The sequence below is a fragment of the [Actinomadura] parvosata subsp. kistnae genome, assembly GCF_900323885.1.
In the GTDB taxonomy this organism is placed as follows: domain Bacteria; phylum Actinomycetota; class Actinomycetes; order Streptosporangiales; family Streptosporangiaceae; genus Nonomuraea; species Nonomuraea composti.
On sequence record NZ_OOHJ01000027.1, the window covers coordinates 12,929 to 35,572 of the forward strand.

The window sequence follows — 22,644 nt, forward strand, 5'->3', positions numbered from 1 at the left end:
GCAGCGCAGCCTACCTACTTGGGCGGCACGAAAGTGGCACAGAAGCCCTCGAAGAAGTCGTAGTCCTTCTTCCAGTGGCTGCTGAGCGTGTGCCAGTAGATGGCGTACGCCTTCCCGTCCTCGGCGATGAACCCCCGGTAGCGGATGCGGCTCTTGCCGGTGTTGGTGGGCCAGTAGAAGTCCCAGTCGGCGGCGGCCTTGCGGTAGTCGACCTTCTTGATGTCGATCTTGTCGTAGCCGCCGTAGCGGTCCTTCATCCGGGGTTCGAGCTTCTTCCAGCCCTTCAGCGGGTCCTTGCCCAGCTTGGGCATCTCCTCGACGCGTACGTGCGCGTTGGGCGCGCCGCCCGGGCCCTTGAACTCCACGCTCCTGCCGGTGCGGGTCCACTCGTCCCAGCCCTTGGGCAGGCCGATCTTGAACCCGAGCTTCTTGTCCGTGTAGTACTTCCAGCCGGACGGCAGCGGGTCCTTCGTCTCCTCGGGCGTCGAGGTGGGGGAGGAGCTCGGGGAGGCCGGCTCGGAGGGGGAGGCCGAGGGCGGGGTCGTCGAAGGCGGGGCCGTCGTGGGCGGGGTCGACGGCGACGTGGAGGCGGCGGGCGGCGTCTGCGCCGGGCCGGTGGTCACGGTCGCCGCCCGCGCGCCGGCGCGCTGCGCGGTCTGGTCGTCGGGCGCGGAGTTGAGGCCGAGGTAGCCGCCGACGGCCGCCACCAGCAGGACCGCCACGGCCGCCGCGATGACGATCGTGGGGCGGCTCTGCTGCTCCGGCTTGGCCGCGTCCATGGTGGACTCGGCCGTCGGCCGGGGCGGCTCGACGGTCGGCGTCTGCGGGATGCGCGCGCCCGTCTCCGGCATCTCCTCCTGCTCGGCGGCGCCGGGGAGGGCGGCGGCGGCGCGCAGGTTGGGGTCGGTGGGGGTGTCGTCCTCGACGGGCTCGTACGGCCGCCTCGCCTTGGCGGGGCGGGTCCGCTTCGGCTGGGCGGGCGGCGCGGCGGGCCGCTGGGGCGCGGCCGGCACGTGCAGCTCCTGGACGGGAGGCCGCGCGGCGGGGAACTGGGCGGTGGGCGCCGGGGCCGGGGCGGGGGCCGAGGCGGCCAGTTCGGCGGCCGTCATGTCGGCCAGGGCCCGGCGCAGCATGCGCTGCGTCTCCTCGTACGTCAGCCGCTGCACCGGCTCCTTCACCAGCAGCCCGTTGATCACGTCGGTGAGCGGGCCCGCGTGGGTGGCCGGGTCGGGCTCGTCGGTGAGGACGGCGTGCATGGTGGCCAGCGCCATGCCGCGCTCGTGCGGGGAGCGGCCCTCCACCGCCGTGTAGAGCGTGGCGCCCAGCGACCACAGGTCGGACTCGCGCCGCGCGGGCAGCCCCTTGAGCCGCTCGGGCGCGATGAACGCGGGCGTGCCCGCCAGGCCCGTCACGGTGAGCTGCGTCTCGGTCTCCAGCGTGGCGATGCCGAAGTCGGTGAGCACGACGCGGCCGTCGTCGGCCAGGAGCACGTTCTCGGGCTTGACGTCGCGGTGCAGCACGCCGGCCTCGTGGGCGCGGTGCAGCGCGTCGAGCACGGCCAGGCCGATCTCGGCCACCCGCTTGGGCGGCAGCGGCCCGTCCTGCTTGATCACCGCGCCGAGCGAGCGCGACGGGACGAGCTGCATGACGATCCAGGGACGCTCGTCCTCCTCGATCACGTCGTGCACGACGATCACGTTGGGATGCTCGAACCTCGCCGCCGCCCTCGCCTCGCGCATCGTGCGCCGGTTCAGCAGCTGCACCTCTTCGCCCAGGGCGGCGGCGTACCTGACCTCCTTGACCGCGACCGTGCGGTCAAGGAGCTCGTCGTAGGCGCGCCACACGATGCCCATTCCGCCCCTGCCGATGGGTTCCTGCAGCTGGTAGCGGCCGGCGATGCGGCGTCCGTCCTGCTTGCGATCCGACATCAACGGCCTCAAACCCTCCTCTAGGCCAAGAAATACTCTCACGGGCAGGGATCAACGGCGACTCGCCAGAAGGACAGTCCGCCATGTGAGAAGTGCCGCCCAGCAGGTGGAGGCGGGGGTGTAGGGTTCGGATATGACTTGTCGTCGCTACGCGTTTACCGAGCCGGCTCCGGGAGAGCCGGTCGTCAGCTAGCGACCACCTGGAGTCGGCACGAGGCAGAGACACCCCGTCTCTGCCTTTTTGGTTTTCCGCCGGCTCCAGGGGCCGGCCGAATGAGGAGTCGGGATGTCATCGACCTTGCAACGGCACGCGGTCGCCGTGGGCGGCCTCCTCGTGGGCGCCGGGCCCGCCGTGGTGATCAGCGACAGGGTGAGCCTGCGCACGGGCCCGCGCGCGGCGCTGCGCGCGGGCGTGACGCTGGCGGAGCCGGCCACGGCCGCCGACCTGCCGGAGATCGCCGAGCACGCGGCGGCCGTGGTGGTGGGGCGTCGTGGACGCGCGACATCCCCCTCGTGCGCGCGGCGGCGGGGCTGGGGCTGCCGGTCGTGGTGGAGCGGCGGGCCGCCGCCTCCATGGAGGAGTGGCTGCAGCTGGCGGCCTACTGCGCGGGCGAGGGCGACGGGAGGGTGATCCTCTGCGAGGGGGGCCGCCGCCCCGACCTGGCGCTCGTACGGGCCGCGCGGGCGGCGTCGGGGCACCCGGCGCTGGTGGACGTCTCCGCCGACCTCGGCCTGTCGGCCGCCGCCGTCGCGGCCGGCGCCGACGGCCTGATCATCGGCACGGACGCGGAGGGCTCCGCCCGCGGCCCGGCCGCCTCCGAGGCGGAGCGGCGGGTGGCCGAGGAGGCCGTGACCGTCGTCGGCGCGCTGCTGCGCGACGAGCGGCCCGGCACGCTGGCCGAGTGCCGGCAGGCCATCGACCGGGTCGACGCCGCCCTGGCCACGCTGCTGGAGCGGCGCGCCGAGCTGGCCGGCGTCGTGCAGCGGCTCAAGCCCGTCGGCGGGTTCGCCGGGCGCGACCTGGGGCGCGAGCGCGACGTCGTGGCCAGGATGGCCGTGCGGGCGCCCGCGCTGGGCGAGTCGCGCCTGTCGGCCATCATGAACGCCGTCATCGAGGCGGGGCTGCACCTGGCCGAGGAGCGTTCGGATCGGTGAGCAGCACGTTGTTCATCGGCCTGCCGGGGCCGGCGGCGATCTGGTGGGTGATGAGCTCGGCGAAGCGGCGGTAGCCGGCCCCGGTCGGATGGTAGCTGCGCGCGTTGACCTGCAGCTCGTCCATGTCGACCGCCAGCCCGTTGAGGTACGGCTGGGGCCGGCCCACCTCGTGCCCGTCGAACGCCTCGTAGGCGTCCACGTACTCGGCGCTGCCCGGCGCCCCGAACGCGGCGATGGCCCGGTCGAAGTCCTTCACCACCGACCCCACGGTGTCGTTCAGCCGCCGGGCCACGGTGTTCAGCCAGCGCTGGTCGGCCTCGGAGAGGTTGTCGACGGTCGCCACCGGCTCCTTGGGGAACGGGCGGGGGTAGCCGAGCACGACGACGCGCGCGGACGGGGCGCGGACGCGCACCTCCCTGAGCACCTTGAGCAGGTCGGTGCGCAGCTCCTCGATGCGCCGGGCGACCGCGGCGTCCTGCTCGACGCAGGCCGACGACCACGGGAGCTTGACGATGCAGCCGGTCAGCACCTTGGAGAAGCCGGCGTCGTTGCCGCCGATGCTGAGCGTCACCAGGCTCGCCGCCGAGGTGACGCGGGTGATCTGGGGCGGCTGGCCGTGCTGGCCCGACAGGAGCTGGCGGGTGGTGGCGCCGCTGCAGGCGTAGAAGGCGGTGCCGCCGCCGAAGCGGTAGGTCTTGGCGACCAGCGGCACGTACGAGCCTTCGGAGCGGTGGCAGCGGTCGGCCCCGTCGTTGACCGGCGGCTGGTCCAGCTCCCACACGCCCTCGCCGGAGGAGTAGGAGTCGCCGAGCGCCACGTACGTGCCGCTCTGGGCCACCTGGACGGCCGTCAGCCTGGTCACGCGCGGTAACTCGCCGCGCGGTGCGCCGGCGGGGCAGCCGGCGTCGAGCACGGCGCAGGCCAGCCTGGGGTAGACCCCCAGGGGCAGGCACGCCAACGCCAGGGCGACGCCGATCGCGGCCGCGGCCGCCGTCTGGACGATCTTCCGTCTCGCAGCGTCCAGTGCGACCTCCCCACGCGGCGACTCCTCTGCTGCGCCATCGAGCCTACCCAAGCGGGGGCGGTCAGGACGGGCGGCGGCGCCGCACGGCGAGCCAGCCTCCGGCGATGGCGATCGCCAGCGCGGGGATGAGGAAGAACGCGACCCGCTGGTCCTGGTCGGCGAACGGCATCAGCAGCACCACCAGCGCCAGGAACGCCAGCGTCAGCCAGTTGGTGTAGGGCGAGCCGGGCATCGGGAAGGCCGAGCGGTGGCCGGTGCGGCGCAGCCGGGTCTGGCAGAACACGAGCACGCCCCACGTGGTGATCACGCCCAGCGAGGCGACGGCGGTGGCGATGTTGAAGGCCCGCTCGGGCAGGAAGTAGAACAGCGCCACCCCGGCCAGGAACATGCTCGCGGTGAACAGGATGCCGCCGATCGGCACGTGCCGGGCGCTCAGCGTGCCGGCGAAGCGGGGGCCTCGTGCTTCATGGCCATCGAGCGCAGGATGCGGCCGGTGGCGTACAGGCCGGAGTTGCAGGACGAGAGCGCGGCGGTGATCACGACGAGGTTCATGGCGTCGGCGGCCCACGGGACGCCGAGGCCGGCGAAGACCGTCACGAACGGGGAGGTGCCCGCGCGGTAGGCGGTCCAGGGCAGCACCATCGCCAGCAGCGCCACCGACCCGACGTAGAAGATCGCGATGCGCCACACGACGCCGTTGATGGCCTTCGGCATGACCTCGTGCGGCCGGGCCGTCTCGCCCGCCGTGATGCCGACCAGCTCGATCGAGGCGTACGCGAACACGACCGACTGCAGGCTCATCAGCACCAGCGGGAACCCGGTGGGGAAGAAGCCGCCGTGCGCGACGAGGTTGCGCGGGCCGGCCGCGCCGATCGCGAACACCACGAGCACCAGCCCGACGACCAGGAACACCGTGATGGCCAGCACCTTGAGCAGGGCGAACCAGAACTCCAGCTCGCCGAACAGGCGCACCGACAGCAGGTTGACCGTCATGACGAAGCCGAGCGCGATCAGCGCCGTGAGCCACTGGGGGAAGGCCGGCGCCCAGTAGTGGATGTAGGCGGCGATCGCGGTCAGCTCGGCGATGCCGGTGAACGCCCAGTTGATCCAGTACATCCAGCCGCTGGCGAAGGCCGCCCACGGGCCGATGAACTCGCCGGCGTACTCGACGAAGGAGCCTGAGACCGGCCGGTAGAGGACGAGCTCGCCCAGCGCCCGCATGACGAAGAACGCGGCCAGCCCGGCGGCGGCGTAGGAGAGCACCAGCGCGGGCCCGGCGGCGGCCAGCCGGCCCCCGGCGCCGAGGAACAGCCCCACGCCGATGGCCCCGCCGATGGCGATCATCTGGACCTGGCGGTTGCCCAGCGCGTGCGTGTAGCCCTCGTCGGTCTGCGTGCGCACTCGGTGACTCCTCGATTACCGATGGTGCGTACGAGACTATCGCCGCTGCTGATCGCGGCCTCCCGCGGCGCGCCGTTCCGGGGGAGCGGTGGAGCGTCCCCGGGATGTCGGTGGAGCCCACTAGAGTCAGATGCCACAACCCATCAGAGACCGGGAGGCGCCGCTCCATGTCGTCCAGCGACTCGTTCGTTCATCTGCATGTTCACACCGAATACTCCATGCTCGACGGGGCGGCCCGTCTCAAGCAGATGTTCAAGCAGGTCGGCGACCTGGGGATGCCCGCGATCGCGATCACCGACCACGGCAACATGCACGGCGCCTACGACTTCTACAAGCAGGCCACGGCCGCCGAGATCAAGCCGATCATCGGCATCGAGGCGTATGTCGCGCCGGAGTCGCGGCACAACAAGAAGCCGGTGCTGTGGGGCGAGCCGCACCAGAAGAAGGACGACGTCTCGGCGGGTGGTTACTACACCCACATGACGATCTGGGCGCGCAACAAGACGGGCCTGCACAACCTGATGCGGCTGTCCTCGCGCGCCTACACCGAGGGTTTCGTGCGCAAGTGGGCGCGCATGGACGCCGACATCCTCGCCGAGCACGCCGACGGCCTGATCGCCACCACGGGCTGCCCGTCGGGCGAGGTGCAGACGAGGCTGCGGCTCGGCCAGTACGACGAGGCGCTCAAGGCCGCCGCGAAATACCAGGACATCTTCGGCAAGGAAAACTTCTTCCTGGAGATCATGGACCACGGCCTCGAGATCGAGCGCCGCGTCCGCGACGGCCTGACCAGGATCAGCAAAGAGCTGAACATCCCGCCGCTGGTGACCAACGACTCGCACTACACCTACGAGTCCGACGCCGCCTCCCACGACGCCCTCCTGTGCATCCAGACCGGCAAGCAGCTCTCCGACCCCGACCGCTTCCGCTTCGACGGCACCGGCTACTACATCAAGAGCGCCGACGAGATGCGCGCGGTCGACTCCTCCGACCTGTGGGCCGAGGGCTGCCGCAACACCCTGCTGGTGGCCGAGCGGGTCGACGCGACCGGGTTCTTCGAGTTCAAGAACCTCATGCCGACCTACCCCATCCCCGAGGGCATGACGGAGAGCGAGTTCTTCCGCAAGACCGTCTGGGAGGGCATGGCCCGCCGCTGGCCCGACGGCTACGACGAGGAGCACCGCAAGCAGGCCGAGTACGAGATCGGCATCATCGAGCAGATGGGCTTCCCGAGCTACTTCCTCGTGGTCGCCGACTTCATCATGTGGGCCAAGGAGAACGGCATCCCGGTCGGCCCCGGCCGTGGCTCGGCCGCCGGTTCGCTGGTCGCGTACGCGATGGGCATCACCGACCTCGACCCGCTCCCGCACGGCCTGATCTTCGAGCGGTTCCTCAACCCCGAGCGCGTCTCCATGCCCGACGTCGACATCGACTTCGACGAGCGCAGGCGCGGCGACGTGATCCGCTACGTGACCGAGAAGTGGGGCGCCGACAAGGTCGCCATGATCGCCACGTTCGGCACCATCAAGGCGAAGGCCGCCATCAAGGACGCGGGCCGCGTCCTGGGCTACCCGTACGCGCTGGGCGACCGCGTCTCCAAGGCGTTCCCGCCCGCCGTCATGGGCAAGGACATCCCGCTGTCGGGCATCTTCGACAAAGACCACCCGCGTTACGCCGAGGCCGGCGAGCTGCGCCGCCTCTACGAGGAAGACGTCGACGTCAAGGCGACGATGGACCTCGGCAGGGGCCTGGAGGGCCTGATCAGGCAGACGGGCGTGCACGCCGCCGGCGTGATCATGTCCCGCGAGGTGCTGACCGACCACATCCCGATCATGCGCCGCGACTCCGACGGCGCGATCATCACGCAGTTCGACTACCCGACCTGCGAGACGCTCGGCCTGCTGAAGATGGACTTCCTGGGCCTGCGCAACCTCACCATCATGGACGACTGCCTCAAGATGATCGAGGCGACCACGGGTGAGAAGGTCGATCTGCTGGCGTTGCCGCTCGACGACCGCAAGTCGTACGAGCTGCTGGCCAGGGGCGACACGCTGGGCGTGTTCCAGCTCGACGGCGGCGGCATGCGCTCGCTGCTGCGCCTCATGCGCCCCGACAACTTCGAGGACATCTCCGCCGCCCTCGCGCTCTACCGGCCCGGCCCGATGGGCGCCAACTCGCACACCAACTACGCGCTGCGCAAGAACGGCCAGCAGGAGATTACGCCGATCCACCCGGCGCTGGAGGAGCCGCTCAAGGACATCCTCGACACGACCTACGGCCTGATCATCTATCAGGAGCAGGTCATGGCCATCGCCCAGAAGGTGGCCGGCTTCTCCCTCGGCGCCGCCGACCTGCTGCGCCGCGCCATGGGCAAGAAGAAGAAGGCGGAGCTGGACAAACAGTACGCCGGCTTCGAGGCGGGCATGCTGGAGCGCGGCTACCCGCCCGAGGCCGTCAAGGCGCTGTGGGACATCCTGCTGCCGTTCTCCGACTACGCCTTCAACAAGGCCCACACCGCCGCCTACGGCCTCATCGCTTACTGGACCGCCTACCTCAAGGCCAACTACCCGGCCGCCTACATGGCCGCGCTGCTGTCGTCGGTCAAGGACGACAAGGACAAGTCGGCCCTCTACCTCAACGAGTGCCGCCGCATGGGCATCAAGGTCTTCCCGCCGGACGTCAACGACTCCGACTTCGACTTCACCCCGCGCGGCACCGACATCCGCTTCGGCCTGTCGGCCATCCGCAACGTCGGCGGCAACGTCGTCGACGGCATCATCTCCGCGCGCAAGGAGAAGGGCCGCTTCGCCGACTTCAAGGACTTCCTGCGCAAGGTGCCGGCGATCGTCTGCAACAAGCGCGTGATCGAGTCGCTGATCAAGGCGGGCGCGTTCGACTCGCTCGGGCACGTGCGCAAGGGCCTGGTCATGGTGCACGAGCAGGCCGTCGACGCGATCATCGACATCAAGAAGAACGAGGCCATCGGCCAAGACTCGTTGTTCGGCGCGATCGACGGCGGCGAGGACCAGACCTTCGACGTGCAGATCCCGGTGGGCGAGTGGGACAAGACGACGCTGCTGCAGTTCGAGCGGGAGATGCTCGGCCTGTACGTCTCCGACCACCCGCTGTTCGGCGTCGAGCACATCCTGGCCGCCGGGGCCGACTGCTCGATCGGCGCCGTCCAGGACGAGAGCCGGGCCGACGGGCAGGTGGTCACCGTGGGCGGCATCCTGAGCGGGGTGCAGCGCAAGGTCACCAAGAAGGGCGACACCTGGGTGCTGACCCAGCTCGAAGACCTCGCGGGCTCCATCGAGGTGATGATCTTCCCGTCGGCGTACCAGCTCTGCTCGACGCTGCTGGCCGAAGACGCAATCGTGTTCGTCAAGGGCCGGATCGACAAGCGGGAGGACGTCGCCAAGATCATCGCGATGGAGGTGACCGCGCCCGACCTCACCGTGGAGGCCGGCGGGCCGCTGCTGGTGAGCCTGCCGCTGACCCGCTGCACGCCGCCGGTGGTGGGGCGGCTCAAGGAGATCCTCACCACCCACCCCGGCACGTCCGAGGTGCACCTCCAGGTGCACAACGGGCCCAAGACGACCGTCATGCGGGTCGACGACCGGCTGCGGGTCACGCCGTCCCCGGCGCTGATGGGCGACCTGAAGCAGCTCCTCGGCCCGGCCTGCCTCGGCGCCTGACCTCCGTTCCCCCGCGCCGGCCTCCCGTTTTCGGGAGGCGGCGCCGTGGGGCAGGATCGCAGGCGTGAGCGAACTGCATTTCCTGACCGCGACCGAGCTGGCCCGGCTGATCAGGGCCCGGCAGGTGAGCGCCGTGGAGGTACTCGAGGCCCATCTCGACCGGATCGAGCAGGTCAACCCGCACGTCAACGCCATCGTCACCCTCGTCGCCGACCGGGCCATGGAGGCGGCCAGGGCGGCCGACGCGGCCCTCTCCTCGGGAGGGGAGGCCGGGCCGCTGCACGGGGTGCCGGTCGCGCACAAAGACCTCGTCGACACGGCGGGGATCCGCACCACCTACGGGTCCCCGCTGTTCGCCGAGCACGTGCCCGACCACGACGACGTGATCGTCCAGCGGCTGCGGGCGGCGGGCGCCGTCACCGTGGGCAAGACCAACACCCCCGAGTTCGGCACCGGCTCCCACACCGTCAACGAGGTGTTCGGCGCCACCAGGAACCCCTACGACCTCACCAAGTCCGCCGGCGGCAGCAGCGGGGGAGCGGCGGCCGCGCTGGCCACCGGCATGGTGCCGCTGGCCGACGGCTCCGACATGGGCGGCTCGCTGCGCAACCCCGCCTCCTTCTGCAACGTCGTCGGCCTGCGGCCCACACCCGGCCGGGTGCCCGACATCTCCGACATCAACGCCTGGTACACGCTGGGCGTCCCCGGGCCCATGGCCAGGACGGTCGAGGACGTGACGCTGATGCTCGGGGCCATCGCCGGGTTCGACCGGCGCTCGCCGTACTCGATCAAGGAGGTGTTCGCGCCCGAGCCCGAGCAGGGGGTCGCCGGGCTGCGCGTGGCGTGGAGCCCCGACCTCGGCGGGCTGCCGGTGGACCCGCGCACCGCGGCGGTCACCGCGACCGCGCCCGCCGTGTTCGAGCGGCTCGGGGCCCGCGTGGAGCAGGTCGAGCTGGACCTGAGCGACGCCGAGGACGCCTTCCGCACCTACCGCGCCTGGAACTACCTGCTCGTGTTCGGCGACCTGCACGGCGACACGGGAGGGCTCGGGCCCAACACGGCCTGGAACGTCGAGCAGGGCCGCAAGGTCACCGGCGCCGACCTGGCCCGCGCCGAGCGCGCCCGCAGCCGCCTCTACCAGCGCATGGCCGCCTTCTTCGACACCTACGACGTGCTGCTCGCGCCGGTCAGCCAGGTGCCGCCGTTCCCGATCGAGCAGCCGTACGTGAGCGAGATCAACGGCCAGAAGCTGCCCGACTACCTGGCGTGGATGCGCTCGGCGTACTGGATCAGCGTCCTGCACGCGCCGGCCGCCTCCGTGCCCGCCGGCTTCACCGAGGACGGGCTGCCCGTGGGCGTGCAGATCGTGGGCCGGCCGTTCGAGGACGCCCGGGTGCTGCGGGTGGCCCGGGCCTTCGAGCAGGCCACCGGCCACGGCCTGCGCCGCCCCCCGCTCTAGGAGCTCGGACCGCGCCGTACGGCTCCCACCCGAGGCTCAGACCGGCCCGATGCCGCCGTACGGCTCCCGCAGCGGCGACTCGCGGTAGCCGTGCATGCCCTCCAGCAGCCCGAAGAACCCCACCGCCAGCAGCGGCCAGGCCACCATCACCCCTTTGGCGGTCAGATGCAGCGCGCCCGGGACGACCTTCGTCCCGGCCGCCGTCAGCGCCGGGGACGCCTCCACCGTGACCGCCCCCAGCGTGAACGTGGACCCGACCCACAACGTGAGGAACGCCGCCGCCACCCCGCCCGCGCACAACCCCAGCAGCACCGGCAACATCCACCGCCGCGCCGCGAACCAGGCCACTCCGCCGCACAGCAGCCCGAGCCCGCCCGTGATCACCGCGAACCAGCCGTCGGCCGCGATCAGCGCCTGCGTCGTCGGGTCGGCCAGCACCGTGCCCTGCTCCGTGACCTGGTACGGCGCCCGCGGCGTCAGCCCTGACCAGAGCAGTCCGGCGGCGACCCCGAGAGCGGCGAGTGTGAGGACAGTTACCGCAAAAGCGCGTACTTCCCTCGTCACGCCACTCCCCCTCACATGTACGTCCGAATCAGCTCGATGGTATCCCTCAGCCCGCCCGGCGGCCCTCCTGCGCGTCGTGATCCCCGGACAAGTGCGGCATCCGGGGCGCATCGACGTACGATCGTGCATCGTGCGCGGTTGCGCACGACCTCGATTGAAAAGGGCAGAACTTCGTGATTGCAGAAGAGGCCTGGCTGATAGAGCCCTCCGGACCGCTCCGGGGCGACGTCGAAGTGCGCGGTTCGAAGAACGGCGTGTCCAAGCACATGGTCGCGGCCATGCTGGGCAACGGCGAGAGCAGCATCCACAACGCCCCCGAGGTGGGCGAGGTGGGCATCACGGCCGAGATGCTGCGGGCGCTCGGCATCCACGTCGAGATCTCCCGTACCGAGATCAGGATCGAGAAGGGCGCGGAGATCGAGCCGCGCGTCCCCGACGCGTTCACCGGCCTGAACCGCATCCCGATCCTCATGCTCGGCCCCCTCCTGCACCTGGCGGGGGAGGCGTTCGTGCCGCTGGTCGGCGGCGACCCGATCGGCCGGCGGCCGGTGAACTTCCACGTGGAGGCCCTGCGCGCGATGGGCGCCGAGGTGCAGGTGGGCGACACCGGCATCTACGCCAAGGCCAAGCGGCTCAACGGCACCCGGATCGAGCTGCCGTACCCGAGCGTGGGCGCCACCGAGACGGTGCTGATGTCGGCGGTGCTGGCCGACGGCAAGACCGTGCTGAAGAACGCGGCCACCGAGCCCGAAGTGGTGGAGCTGGCGCTGTTCCTGCAGCGGATGGGGGCCAGGATCGAGCTGTCACCCGACCGCAGGATCGTCATCGAGGGCGTCGAACGGCTGCGCGGCGCCCAGACGTGGCTGACCGGCGACCGGATCGAGGCGTTCTCGTACCTGGCGGCCGGCCTGATCACCGGCGGCGAGGTGCGCGTGCACGGCTGCCCGCAGGACCGCCTGGTCACCGCGATCACCACGCTGGCCAGGATGGGCGCCCAGTTCGACATCAACGACGAGTACCTGTGCGCCACCGCGCCCCCCGAGGGCCTGCGCTCGGCGGCCGTGCAGACCGACACGCACCCCGGGTTCATGACCGACTGGCAGACGCCGCTGATGGTGCTGTTCACGCAGAGCCAGGGCATGTCGGTGCTGCACGAGACGGTCTTCGAGAACCGCCTCGTGTACGTGCCGGCGCTGCAGAAGATGGGCTGCGAGATCGAGGTGTTCGACCAGTGCCTCGGCGGCCCCGCCTGCCGCTACCACGACACGAACGCCCGCCACTCGGCCGTCGTGCGCGGCGTGTCCAAGCTCAAGGGCGCCGACGTGACGCTGCCCGACATCAGGGCCGGGTTCTCGGCGGTGCTGGCGGCCGCGGTGGCCGACGGCCCGTCCACGCTGCGCGGCGTGCACCACATCGAACGCGGCTACCACCGGCCGTTCGAGCAGTTCGCCTCGCTCGGTCTGAACATCACACGGCAACGGTAAAGAGGCAGGAAGCGGGCGTTTGCCGCTGATCGGGACGTCGCAGATCATCTGACGTGACCGTACTCAGATCCGTCGGAGCGCTCGGCCTGGCGGGGCGCTCGGCGGGGTGCTGGCGGCCGCGCTGGCCGCGCCGCTGGTCGGCGGGGCGGCCTGGCCGCCATGAGCGTCACGAACACCTTCGTGGACCTGCCGCCCGCCCCGCGCGAGGAGCCGCTCGCCCAGGTGACCAGGCTGCTGGACAAGGACGGGCGGCCGTTCGCCCAGTTCTACGAGGCCAACAGGACGGCCGTGCGGCTCGGCGCGGTCGCGCCCGTGATGCGCAAGGCCATCGTCGCGATCGAGGACGCCCGCTTCTACGAGCACGGCGGCCTCGACGTCAGAGGCACCATCCGGGCGCTGCTCACCAACACCCAGGCGGGCGGCATCCGGCAGGGCGGCTCGTCCCTGACCCAGCAGCTCGTCAAGAACATCCTGGTGGAGAGCGCGCGCAGCGACGCCGAACGCGACCGGGCGCGCGCCCCCAACCTCGCCCGCAAGATCACCGAGTTGCGGTACGCGCTGGCGCTGGAGAAGAAGTACCGCAAGGACGAGATCCTGGAGCGCTACCTCAACATCGCCTACTTCGGCGCCGGCGCGCACGGCGTCGAGGCGGCCGCCAGGCGCTTCTTCTCCACCACGGCCTCCCGGCTGACCCTGACCCAGGCGGCCACGCTGGCGGGGGCGGTGCGCATGCCGTACTCGACCGACCCCTCGCTCGGGCAGGCGCAGCGGGAACGCCTGAAGATGCGCCGCGACCTCGTGCTCGACCGCATGGCCGGGCTCAAACAGATCACCCCGCAGGAGGCCGCCGCCGCCAAGGCGGCGCCGCTGGCCATCAAGCTGCGCCCCGAGCCCGGCGGCTGCGCGCAGAGCCGGTACCCGTTCTACTGCCTGTACGTGCAGCAGGAGCTCCTGTCGAACCCCGTCTTCGGCAACACCGCCCGCGAACGCCAGGTCAGGATGGCCAGGGGCGGCCTGACGATCAGGACCAGCCTCGACCCGATCGCGCAGCGCGCCGCAGAACGGGCCATCCGCGAGCGCGTCTCACCCGAGGACACCGAGGTCGCCGCCGAAGCCATGGTCGAGCCGCGGACCGGGCGGATCAGGGCGATGGCCGCCAGCAAACGCTTCGGCCGCAACCCCGGCGACCGCAAGAACGGCCCCAAGACCACCTTCAACCTGCCCGCCGACGTGGCCCACGGGGGCGGGCAGGGCTTCCAGGCCGGCTCCACGTTCAAGGTCTTCACCCTCGCCACCGCGCTGCAGCAGGGGTGGCGCTTCGGCGACGGGTTCCAGACGCCCGGCTCGCTCGTACCCGGGCAGGGCTACCGCGACTGCTCCGGCCGGCCCGTCAACGACCCGGACACCCGCGTGCTGAACGCCAGCGGCGAGGGCGAGGGCGGCCCGCACAGCATCGAGACCGGCACCTGGAAATCGGTGAACATCTTCTACATGATGCTGGAGCGCAAGGTCGGGCTCTGCAACGTCGTCCGCATGGCCAGGACGCTCGGCATCACCAGGGCCGACGGGAAGCCTCTGAAGGAGGTGCCGACGTTCACGCTCGGGGTCAACGAGATGGACCCCGTGACGGTCGCCACCTCGTTCGCCGCCTTCGCCGCCCGCGGCCTGTACTGCCGGCCGCTCGCCATCGTGGAGATCGTCGGCAGGGACGGGCGGCGCACCCACGTCCCGCCCTCCTGCGAGCAGGCCCTCGACCGCGGCGTCGCCGACGCCGTCAGCCACGTGCTCCAGGGCGTGTTCGACAAGGGCACCATGAAAGGGCAGTCCCTCGGCCGGCCCGCCGCCGGCAAGACCGGCACCAACAACGGCTACACCTCCGCCTGGTTCGCCGGCTACACGCCGCACCTCGCGGCGGCCGTCAGCGTCGGCGACATCCGCGGCTCCTACCGCTTCCCCCTCCAAGGGGTGCAGATCGGGGACCAGTACTTCGGGTCGGTGCAGGGGGCGTCGCTGCCCGGGCCGATCTGGGTCGACTCCATGGACGCCGCCCTGCGCCGGACCGAACCCCGCGGCTTCCCAGGCCCCGACATGTCCCGCTTCGGCGGCGGCCACACGCCGGGGCTGGAGAAGGCGCTGGCGGAGGAGGAACGCAAGAAACGCGGGAACCACCCGTTCGGACGCCGCTACCGGAGGCTGTTCGAATGGCTCCTCGGCCAGGGCCCCGGCACACCCTCCCTGGAATGGCCACCCCACCACGGGGACCGCCCCCACCACCTCGTCATACGCCCACGACACAACCACCCCCACCGCCCGGCCCTGTCCCCTGAAGGCCACCACCACGGCCGGAGACGATAACCGGACCCACGCTCCGCTCCGGCGTACCACGGCACCGACCGGCGGCGAGCTGCAGGTGCGCGGTGCGGTGTCGGCCTGGGGTGCGGTGGCGCTTGTCGCCGCTGCCCCGAGGCCGGAGGCTGGTGGCCCCTTCCTCTTTCACCCGGAAGGACCTCAGCCGGAGTGCGGCGGGGAGGGGGCGGGCGGTGCTGAGTGAGTGCGCGCTGCGGTGTTGTGCGAGCGGCGGCGTGCCGCTGGCCTGCGGTGCGGTGCAGGCGCGTGGTGCGGCGTCGGCCGGTGGTGCGGTGCAGGTGCGTGCGGCCCTGCGCTGTGGCGTGCGCTGGCCCGCCGTGCGCTGCGGGCGCCGGCGCGCTGCCCTCCTGCGGTCCGGGCGTGGGCGCGTGCGGCGGCATGGGCCTGCGGTGCGGTGGCGCCGCCGCTGCCCTGAGGCCGGGTGCTGGGCGGCCCCTTCCCCTTTCACCCCGGAAGGAGCTCGGCCGGAGTGTGGTGGGGAAGGGGTGGGGTCAGGCGGGTTTGCCGATGGGGGCCGTGACGGCGCGGGTGAGGGTGATGAGGTTGTCGGGAGCGGTCTCGATCTGGAGCCCGCGCTTGCCGGCCGAGAAGTAGATCGTCTCGAAGTCCAGTGCCGACGAGTCGACCACGGTGGGGAGTTGCTTGCGCTGTCCGAGCGGGCTGATCCCGCCCACGACGTACCCCGTGACCCGCTCGACCTTGGCGGCGTCGGCCATGGCGGCTCGCTTGCTGTTGAGCGCGCCGGCCAGGGCCTTGAGGTCGAGCTTGCCCGCCACCGGCACGACCGCCACCGCCAGCCCGCTCTCCACCTCCGCGACGAGCGTCTTGAAGATGCGCTCGTACGGTACGCCGAGCGCGTCGGCGGCCTCCTCGCCGTAGGCCGCGGCGGCGGGATCGTGCTCGTACGGATGAAGCGTGAACTCCGCCCCCGCCTTGGCCAGCGCCATGGTGGCCGGAGTGCCCCCAGTCTTGGTTTTGCGCGACATGGTTGATGACCATAGCGCGATGGCTGACGATCATGGTGCGGGTGCCGCCGTTCGAGTCGGGGCGCTCACCCGGGGGTCGAGCGCACCCGGCCGGGCGTGTACCCGAACGCTCTTCTGAACACGTCGATGAACGCGCTCGCCGACGCCCACCCGCACCGGTGCGCGACGGTGGTCACGGGGAGGCCGTCGGCGAGCAGGAGGAGGGCGTGGTGGAGGCGGAGCTGGGTGCGCCACTGCGGGAACGTCATCCCCAGCTCGGCCCTGAACAGCCGGGCCAGCGTGCGGTCGCTGGTGCCGGCGCGGGCGGCGAGCCGGGCGAGGGTGCTGGGGTCGGCCGGGTCGCGGTGCAGGGCGGCGCAGACGGCGGCCAGGCGGGGGTCGCGGGCGGTGGGCAGGTGCAGCGGCTGCTCGGGGGCGTGCTTGAGCTGGTCGAGCAGCACCGCCAGCAGCCGCGCCCGCTCCCCGCCGTCCCGCCGCAAGTCCCCGCCACGCTCCTGCGAGTCCCTGCCGCCCCGCCGCGCGTCGCTGCCGTCTCGCTGTGAGTTGCCGCTATTCCGTCGGGAGTGGCCTGCGTCCTGCTGTGAGCCGCCTGCGTCCTGCTGCGAGTCCCTGCCGTCCCTCCGCGGGTCGCTGTCGTCGTGTGACGGGTCGCTGGTGTAGGCGATGATCAGTTCGCGGAGCAGGGGGCCGACTGCGAGGACGGCCGGGCGGTCCAGGCCGAGGGGGTTGTGGGTGAGGCCGACCAGGCGGAGGTCGGTGTCGCCGTGGGCGCGGTGTTCGTGGACGGTGCCCGCCGGTACCCAGAGGGCGCGGTTCGCCGGGGCGACCCAGGTGCCGGCGTCGGTGGTGACGGAGATGACGCCGCGGCTGGCGTAGGCGATCTGGTGGGTGTCGTGGCGGTGGGCGTCGATGCCCGCCCCGGGTGCCAGGGGGCGCCTGCCGGTGGGAGCTTCGGACAGGTGGCGGATTTCCGTCATGTATTGGCATTTTATCGGAAGCGAGCCATTCGCCCCCGGGGCGAGGATCGAGGCGTGAACAGGATCCCCATGCTCGCCGCCGGCCACGCCACCGTGGACTTCTACCAGGGCGCGGTCCCCGCGCTCGTGCCGTTCCTCGTGGCGGGGCGCGGTTACGGGTACGTCGCCGTGTCCGGCATCGTGCTGGCCGCCACGCTGCTGTCGTCCATCGTGCAGCCGATCTTCGGCGTGCTCACGGACAGGTGGCGCATGCCGTGGCTGATCCCCGCGAGCATGATCCTGGCGGGGACGGGGGTCGCGGTGTGCGGCGTCTCGGACTCGTACGTGCTGACCTGGCTGGCGGCGGCCCTGTCCGGGCTCGGCGTGGCCGCCTACCATCCGGAGTCGGCGCGCCTGGCCAGGATGGCGAGCGAGGGCAGCCATGTGCGGATGAGCTGGTTCGCGACGGGCGGGACGCTGGGCTTCGCGTCGGCGCCCGTGCTGGTGACGCCGCTGCTGGCGGGGTGGGGGCTGGGCGCCTCGCCGCTGCTCGTGCTGCCCGCGGTGCTCGGCGCGGTCCTGACGCTGCCGGCGATCATGGCGTTGTCCGGTGGGGCTCCGCGGGGACGCGCGGAAGGTCCTGTCGCGGGGCGGGACGACTGGCCGTCGTTCGCCCGGCTGACGCTCGTGATCGTCTTCCGCTCCGTCGTGTACGTCGGGCTGAGCGCCTTCGTGGCCCTCTACATGGGAGGCGGCGCGGCCGGGGCGGTGGCGTTGTTCGTGCTGTTCGCCGGCGGGGCGGTGGGCACGGTGGTCGGTGGCCGGGCCGCGGCGCGGCTGGGGCGGGTGCGCACGATGCGGCTGTCGTACGCGCTGGCCGTGCCCGCCGTCGCCGGCGTGGTGCTCGTGCCCGGCCCCGCCGCGTACCTGTTCGTCGCCGCCTCCTCCATCGCCCTGTACGCCCCGTTCTCCCTGCACGTGACGCTGGGGCAGGACTTCCTGCCGACCAGGGTGGGCACGGCCAGTGGCGTCACCCTCGGGCTGGCGGTCAGCGTGGGCGGCCTGGCCAGCCCGCTGGTGGGCGCGGTGGCCGAGGCGGCGTCGCTGCGGACGGCGCTGGCCTGCCTGATCGTGTTCCCGCTGCTGGCCCTGCTCATGGCCCGCACGATCAAGGAGCCGGTGCCCGCCGCCTGACCAGCCCGTCGCTCGACCAGCCAGCCGCCTGACCAGCCCACCGCCTGAGCAACCAAGCCGCCTGACCAGCCCACCGCCTGAGCAGCCAAGCCGCCTGACCAGCTGAAGGAGGCCGTCCGACTGGGCCGGAGGCGGTGGCCGCCGTCCGGTCGAGCGGGAGGTGGTGGCCGCCGTCCGATCGGGTGGGAGGCGGTGGTGCCGGCGTCTAACGGGTGGTCGCGAGGCGCAGGACGCTCGTGTTGTCGCGTTGGGCCGGGTCCAGGCGGGTCGAGGTGACGCGGGCCGTGACCGGCAGCCGGTCCGGCGCGCCCGGCGCCACGCGGACGCGGGCCTGGAGCCGTACCGGATGGCCCGGGTGCAGGGTGCCGATCGTGCAGGACGCCTCGCGTTCGCCGCTCCGGCACGTGGCGCCGCTGATCGAGGTCAGGCTGGCGCCGGGCGGCACGGTGAGCGTGACGGGCACTTGGGCGGCGGCCATCAGCCCGCGCATGGTGACGGTGGCGGTGACCGTGGCGGTGCCGCCGGCCCGCACGGGGCGGGCGGGGCCCGACAGGGTGATGGAACGCGCGTCGTACACCCCGCGCGGGTCGGCCCGCTTGACGATCGCGCCGTACCCGTCGAGGTTGATCGCGTTGGCCACCGAGTTGCCGTCGGACTCGCCGTCCTCCTTGCCCGCCGACAGCACGCCGACCAGGTCGCCGGTGCCCTTGACCACCCACGGCCCGCCGCTGTGCCCTTTGAACAGGTGGCAGTTGAACGTCTCCATCCGCCCCGCCTTCGACGCCGCCGCCGCGCTGCGGGCGGCGAGCACGCCGTCGCCGTGGGCGATCCCGAGCGCCGGCCTGGTCCTGCCCAGGCACCAGAGCTGGTCCCTGCCGTCGTACGGCTTCCTGCCGAGCAGCCCCGGATAGCCGGTGGTCGCGATCGTGTGCTTGCCGCCCTGGTTGAGCAGCGGGGTGAAGGCGCCCACGGCGTCCTGGAGGGTGCGGTTGCGGCGGCCGACCTCGATGAGGGCGACGTCGTAGATGGAGTTCCAGTCGCCGCCGGGCGCGCCGGTGTAGCCGTCGGGCTTCCACGCGCGCCGCCCGCCCCAGCGTCCGTACGGCTCGCGCTGCCGCACGGTGGCGCCGCGGCCGTCGTAGGCGGGCACGAACGCGAAGCTGGTGTGCCAGCGGCCGGTCGCCGCGCCGGCGGGCACGCCGTACACGCAGTGGGCGGCGGTGACGACGAGCAGTTTGGACGCCGAGCGGACCACCGAGGCGCTGCACGAGTCGCCGTTGCCGGCCGCGTTGACGAAGAACAGGCGGCCGGTGATCCGGTTGGCCGGCGTCCCCGTGTACGGGCGGCGCACCCGGGCGTAACCGTTGGTGTCACCGCCTGGGGTGATGCGTTTGGCGGAGGGCACGCTGCGCCGCTCGGCCGCCCCGCCGCTGTCGTCCGACTCCTCACCGGCGCCCATGCCTGAGCCCGTGCCCGGCCCTGTGCCCGTCCCGTTCGCGCCGACGCCTGCACCGGCGCGAACGCCCGCACCTTCGCCGGCGCCCGAGCCGGCGCCCGAGCCCGCGCGGACGCTCGTGCTCCCGCCGACGCCCGATCCCGATCCCGATCCCGATCCCACGCCCGCGCCCACTCCCGTGCTGGGGATGCTGGGCGGCAGGTCGGCGGCCTTGGCCTTGGCCTGCTTGGTCGCCGTCCAGTACCGCACCGCCCGTCCGGGCCGCATCACCGGCGACGCGGCGGCGCCCCAGGGGCGGCCCTGCGGAGCGGGCCGCACCGTCTGGGCGGCGGGCGCCGTCTGGAGGGAGGGTGGTGACTGGCCGGTGGGTGTGGTGCCGGTGGCGGGCGGCGGGTCGGCCGCCGCCGGCAGGTCGGCGGGCAGGGCGAGTGTGACCCCGGCCAGCGTGGTCAGGGTGGTGACGAGAGTTTTGCGCACAATGTCCCCCGAGCGGCTCGATGACCTCTGGTCACCTTAAGTCACCAAATGGTGACGATGTGCTGTCGGGGGGTCCGTGTCGGGTAAATCAGCCCGCGGCGGCATCCCCCTGCCCGGGAAGGAGGTCGGCGGTGCTCGCCTCGCGCGGATCGCGGTCGGGCCGCAGCCCCCGCCACGACGGGTGCCGCAGCCGCCCGTCGCCGGTGACCTCGGCGTACTGGACCTCGCCGACCATCCGCGGCTCCACCCAGTGGGCGTCGCGGGCGTGCTCGCGCGGCACCACTTCGTCGAACGGCGAGTCGTCCCGCTCCAGGGGCGCGAGCCGGTCGTGCAGGTCGCGCAGCATGGCCTGGGTGAAGCCGGTGCCGACGTGGCCGACGTACCGCAGCCGGCCGCGCGCGTCGTAGGCGCCGAGCAGCAGCGATCCGATCATCCCCGAGCGCCGCCCGCCGCCCGGTTTCCAGCCGCCGATGACGATCTCGACCGCGCTGACGTTCTTGATCTTGGTCCATTCGCCGCTGCGCCGGCCGGGACGGTAGGGCGAGCCCATCCGCTTGCACACGACCCCTTCGAGCCCGAGCTGCCGCGAGGAGTCGAACGCCTGGGACGCGTGGTCGGCGAACCACACGGGCACCTGCCACCGGTACCCGGGCCGCAGCGTGCCCTCCAGCAGCTCGCGCCGCTCGGTGTAGGGTCGCGCGACCACCCCGGAGTCGTCGAGGTGCAGGATGTCGAAGGCCATGTACGTGACCGGCACCGCCCTGGTCAGCTCGGCCACGGCGGCCGGGTTGCGCTGGTGCATGCGGGGCTGCAGCGCCTCGAAGCTGGGCCGCCCCGCGTCGTCGAAGGCCACCACCTCACCGTCGAGGACGGCGTCGTGCCGGCCGATAGCGCCGGCCATGAGCTGCAGCTCGGGGTAGGCGGGGGTGATGTCCTTGCCGTTGCGCGACATCAGGCGGACGGCGCCGTCCTCGATGTAGGCGAGGGCGCGCACGCCGTCCCACTTCATCTCCACGGCCCAGTCGTCGCCCTGGACGGAGGTCAGCGTCCCGAGCTGGGCCAGCATCGGCGCGTAGGCCGGCAGCCGCACCATGGCTCATGCCGTACCCCGTCCGCTTGATCGACAGTGGTGAGGAGGGGTCTACAGATGGTCAAGAGGTCTGTCTTCCACCAGTTCGGCCAGATCCACGCCGTGCTGGCCGAGCTCGGAGACCGTGGTGCAGTAGCCGCGCAGGTAGGTGCGCCCGTTGACCTGGTGGGAGACACGCAGCAGCGGGCGATCGTCCAGAATGATCGCCTCGACGAGGATGCCGTCCGGCCCGCGCCACTGTCCCATGCCGGTAAGGGTATGCGCCCGGACATCATGGACACGTCAACGGCGGCTCTCCCCCGGGGTGCCGAGAAGGGCGGGGCCCGGCTCGGGAACGCCGTCGGGCCAGGTGCGGCGCAGGCGCAGCACGGCGGCGGGGGCGTCGGGCGATTTGACGAACGCGTCCTCGACGGGGAAGCACAGGTAGCCGAGGGTCGTCCAGACGTGGTGGCCGCCCAGGTCGAAGCAGCGGGCGCCGTGCTCGTCGTGGCGGGGGAGGCCGGTCATGGCGAAGTAGAGGAAACCGGAGTAGATCCCGCCGATGCCGTGGACGTCGATCCTGCCGCGCTCGCCCGGCTCGACGAGCAGGTGCGAGTGCACGGTGTCGGAGCTGGGCCAGGGGCTGGTGTTGCCGATCCCGTGCGTGTAGCCGCCGGTGAACGCGGCGTGCCCGGGCACCGTGATGTCGATCGTGCCGCCGGCCGCCCACCCGCCGGACGCGGTGACGGCCTTGCGGATCTCGCTGGTCACGGAGTACCGCAGCCGGGTGCCGCCCGCGGCGGTGGCGGTGGCGGCCCGCCACGGGTAGCGGGTGCCGAGGCGGCCGCCGAACGCCAGGTGCTCCGGGTAGCGGGAGATCAGCTCCTCGAAGTGGTCGAGCACGAGCCTTTCCGTGGGGTGGGAGGCGCGGTGGCCGATGACGGCGGTGCCGCGCCGCCGCTCGTCCTCGGTGAAGCAGCAGTCGCAGACCTTGCGTACCTCGGCCCAGTGCTCCTCGGACGGCTCGCCGGCGGGGGCCGCCTTCCAGGTCGCCTTCCACTGAGAGCCGCGCGGCACGCCGGCGGCGGCGACGTGGGAGGGGATCGCGTAGCCGGGGTCGATGCCGGGCCGGACGAGCGGGATGCCCGCCACCGCGCCGGGCTCGGCGGTCTCGACCGGGTGCAGGGCCGCGGCGTGCTGGAGAGATGAGCAGATCGTCCGGCCCAGGTGATGTGTGCCGGTGCTGGTGTGGTGCATGAGACGGCCCCTCTACGACACGTGCCCGGCCGTAAAGATGACGTAACGTTAGCTTTTGATTACTCAAAGTTTTTCTTGGCAGAGACGTTAGAGCCGGCCGCTCCCGGGCAGTTGTGACCCCTTGAGCTTTTCCCTGCCGTGGCCGTGCCCCCGTGACGGCCACGGCTTCCAC

At 72.1% G+C, this 22,644-nt stretch carries 15 protein-coding genes and 1 pseudogene; 6 read left to right on the forward strand and 10 right to left on the reverse strand.

Going from position 1 to position 22,644, the window contains the following annotated elements; all coding sequences use genetic code 11:
• Nucleotides 1-14 precede the first annotated feature (14 nt).
• Nucleotides 15-1,928, reverse strand: coding sequence for a serine/threonine-protein kinase (locus tag KIS93_RS54675; protein ID WP_080041042.1), 1,914 nt, complete (start codon nucleotides 1,926-1,928; stop codon nucleotides 15-17).
• A gap of 513 nt (nucleotides 1,929-2,441) precedes the next feature.
• Here KIS93_RS54675 and KIS93_RS68600 point away from each other — a divergent pair.
• A complete protein-coding gene (locus KIS93_RS68600; protein ID WP_335673943.1) occupies nucleotides 2,442-3,083 on the forward strand; it encodes a chorismate mutase in 642 nt (213 codons plus the stop codon).
• Here KIS93_RS68600 and KIS93_RS54685 read toward each other — a convergent pair.
• Entirely contained in the window at nucleotides 3,037-4,158 is a 1,122-nt protein-coding gene (locus tag KIS93_RS54685; RefSeq protein ID WP_155128138.1) for an SGNH/GDSL hydrolase family protein, read from the reverse strand. The genes KIS93_RS68600 and KIS93_RS54685 overlap by 47 nt on opposite strands.
• A gap of 10 nt (nucleotides 4,159-4,168) precedes the next feature.
• Nucleotides 4,169-5,451 (reverse strand): annotated as a pseudogene (locus KIS93_RS54690) (amino acid permease).
• 224 nt (nucleotides 5,452-5,675) lie between these two features.
• Between KIS93_RS54690 and dnaE the strand changes: the two are divergent.
• Both dnaE and KIS93_RS54700 read left to right on the forward strand, forming a co-directional pair.
• Nucleotides 5,676-9,203 carry a DNA polymerase III subunit alpha gene (gene dnaE, locus KIS93_RS54695; protein ID WP_080041040.1) on the forward strand — a complete coding sequence of 1,176 codons (3,528 nt, stop codon included), beginning with the start codon at nucleotides 5,676-5,678 and terminating at the stop codon, nucleotides 9,201-9,203.
• A 64-nt stretch (nucleotides 9,204-9,267) separates the two neighbouring features.
• Complete coding sequence (locus KIS93_RS54700) at nucleotides 9,268-10,662, forward strand: amidase (protein WP_080041039.1); 1,395 nt, start codon at nucleotides 9,268-9,270, stop codon at nucleotides 10,660-10,662.
• Between the two features lie 36 nt (nucleotides 10,663-10,698).
• On the opposite strand, the gene KIS93_RS54705 is transcribed toward KIS93_RS54700, so the two are convergent.
• The gene (locus tag KIS93_RS54705) at nucleotides 10,699-11,226 is read right to left on the reverse strand and encodes a hypothetical protein (RefSeq protein WP_080041038.1); all 528 of its coding nucleotides are present in this window, start codon (nucleotides 11,224-11,226) and stop codon (nucleotides 10,699-10,701) included.
• Nucleotides 11,227-11,399: 173 nt separating this feature from the next.
• Between KIS93_RS54705 and murA the strand changes: the two genes are divergently transcribed.
• Nucleotides 11,400-12,710, forward strand: coding sequence for a UDP-N-acetylglucosamine 1-carboxyvinyltransferase (murA, locus tag KIS93_RS54710; protein ID WP_230466401.1), 1,311 nt, complete (start codon nucleotides 11,400-11,402; stop codon nucleotides 12,708-12,710).
• Between the two features lie 159 nt (nucleotides 12,711-12,869).
• Nucleotides 12,870-15,065, forward strand: a complete 2,196-nt coding sequence (locus tag KIS93_RS54715; RefSeq protein WP_155129826.1) for a transglycosylase domain-containing protein — start codon at nucleotides 12,870-12,872, stop codon at nucleotides 15,063-15,065.
• Nucleotides 15,066-15,568: 503 nt separating this feature from the next.
• Here the strand turns inward: KIS93_RS54715 and ybaK are convergent.
• The gene (gene ybaK / locus KIS93_RS54720) at nucleotides 15,569-16,063 is read right to left on the reverse strand and encodes a Cys-tRNA(Pro) deacylase (RefSeq protein WP_080041036.1); all 495 of its coding nucleotides are present in this window, start codon (nucleotides 16,061-16,063) and stop codon (nucleotides 15,569-15,571) included.
• A 65-nt stretch (nucleotides 16,064-16,128) separates the two neighbouring features.
• A complete protein-coding gene (locus KIS93_RS66730; protein ID WP_230466400.1) occupies nucleotides 16,129-17,040 on the reverse strand; it encodes an AraC family transcriptional regulator in 912 nt (303 codons plus the stop codon).
• A 54-nt stretch (nucleotides 17,041-17,094) separates the two neighbouring features.
• Between KIS93_RS66730 and KIS93_RS54735 the strand changes: the two genes are divergently transcribed.
• Nucleotides 17,095-18,213: an MFS transporter gene (locus tag KIS93_RS54735; protein WP_230466399.1), complete on the forward strand. Its 1,119-nt coding sequence runs from the start codon at nucleotides 17,095-17,097 to the stop codon at nucleotides 18,211-18,213.
• A gap of 205 nt (nucleotides 18,214-18,418) precedes the next feature.
• Here KIS93_RS54735 and KIS93_RS68040 read toward each other — a convergent pair whose 3' ends face one another.
• The 4 genes from KIS93_RS68040 to KIS93_RS54755 form a co-directional block, all read right to left on the reverse strand.
• Entirely contained in the window at nucleotides 18,419-20,146 is a 1,728-nt protein-coding gene (locus tag KIS93_RS68040; protein ID WP_080041035.1) for a trypsin-like serine peptidase, read from the reverse strand.
• 88 nt (nucleotides 20,147-20,234) lie between these two features.
• Nucleotides 20,235-21,239, reverse strand: a complete 1,005-nt coding sequence (gene ligD, locus KIS93_RS54745) for a non-homologous end-joining DNA ligase (RefSeq protein WP_080041034.1) — start codon at nucleotides 21,237-21,239, stop codon at nucleotides 20,235-20,237.
• 48 nt (nucleotides 21,240-21,287) lie between these two features.
• Nucleotides 21,288-21,482: a hypothetical protein gene (locus KIS93_RS54750; RefSeq protein WP_080041033.1), complete on the reverse strand. Its 195-nt coding sequence runs from the start codon at nucleotides 21,480-21,482 to the stop codon at nucleotides 21,288-21,290.
• A 36-nt stretch (nucleotides 21,483-21,518) separates the two neighbouring features.
• Nucleotides 21,519-22,472: a hypothetical protein gene (locus tag KIS93_RS54755; protein ID WP_080041032.1), complete on the reverse strand. Its 954-nt coding sequence runs from the start codon at nucleotides 22,470-22,472 to the stop codon at nucleotides 21,519-21,521.
• Between the last annotated feature and the right edge of the window lie 172 nt (nucleotides 22,473-22,644).

Bases quoted from the DNA above. Each gene is read 5' to 3' on its own strand.
- KIS93_RS54675 (WP_080041042.1), bottom strand. From the start codon at position 1,928: ATGTCGGATCGCAAGCAGGACGGACGCCGCATCGCCGGCCGCTACCAG.
- dnaE (WP_080041040.1), top strand. From the start codon at position 5,676: ATGTCGTCCAGCGACTCGTTCGTTCATCTGCATGTTCACACCGAATAC.
- KIS93_RS54715 (WP_155129826.1), top strand. From the start codon at position 12,870: ATGAGCGTCACGAACACCTTCGTGGACCTGCCGCCCGCCCCGCGCGAG.
- ybaK (WP_080041036.1), bottom strand. From the start codon at position 16,063: ATGTCGCGCAAAACCAAGACTGGGGGCACTCCGGCCACCATGGCGCTG.
- KIS93_RS66730 (WP_230466400.1), bottom strand. From the start codon at position 17,040: ATGACGGAAATCCGCCACCTGTCCGAAGCTCCCACCGGCAGGCGCCCC.
- ligD (WP_080041034.1), bottom strand. From the start codon at position 21,239: ATGGTGCGGCTGCCGGCCTACGCGCCGATGCTGGCCCAGCTCGGGACG.
- KIS93_RS54750 (WP_080041033.1), bottom strand. From the start codon at position 21,482: ATGGGACAGTGGCGCGGGCCGGACGGCATCCTCGTCGAGGCGATCATT.
- KIS93_RS54755 (WP_080041032.1), bottom strand. From the start codon at position 22,472: ATGCACCACACCAGCACCGGCACACATCACCTGGGCCGGACGATCTGC.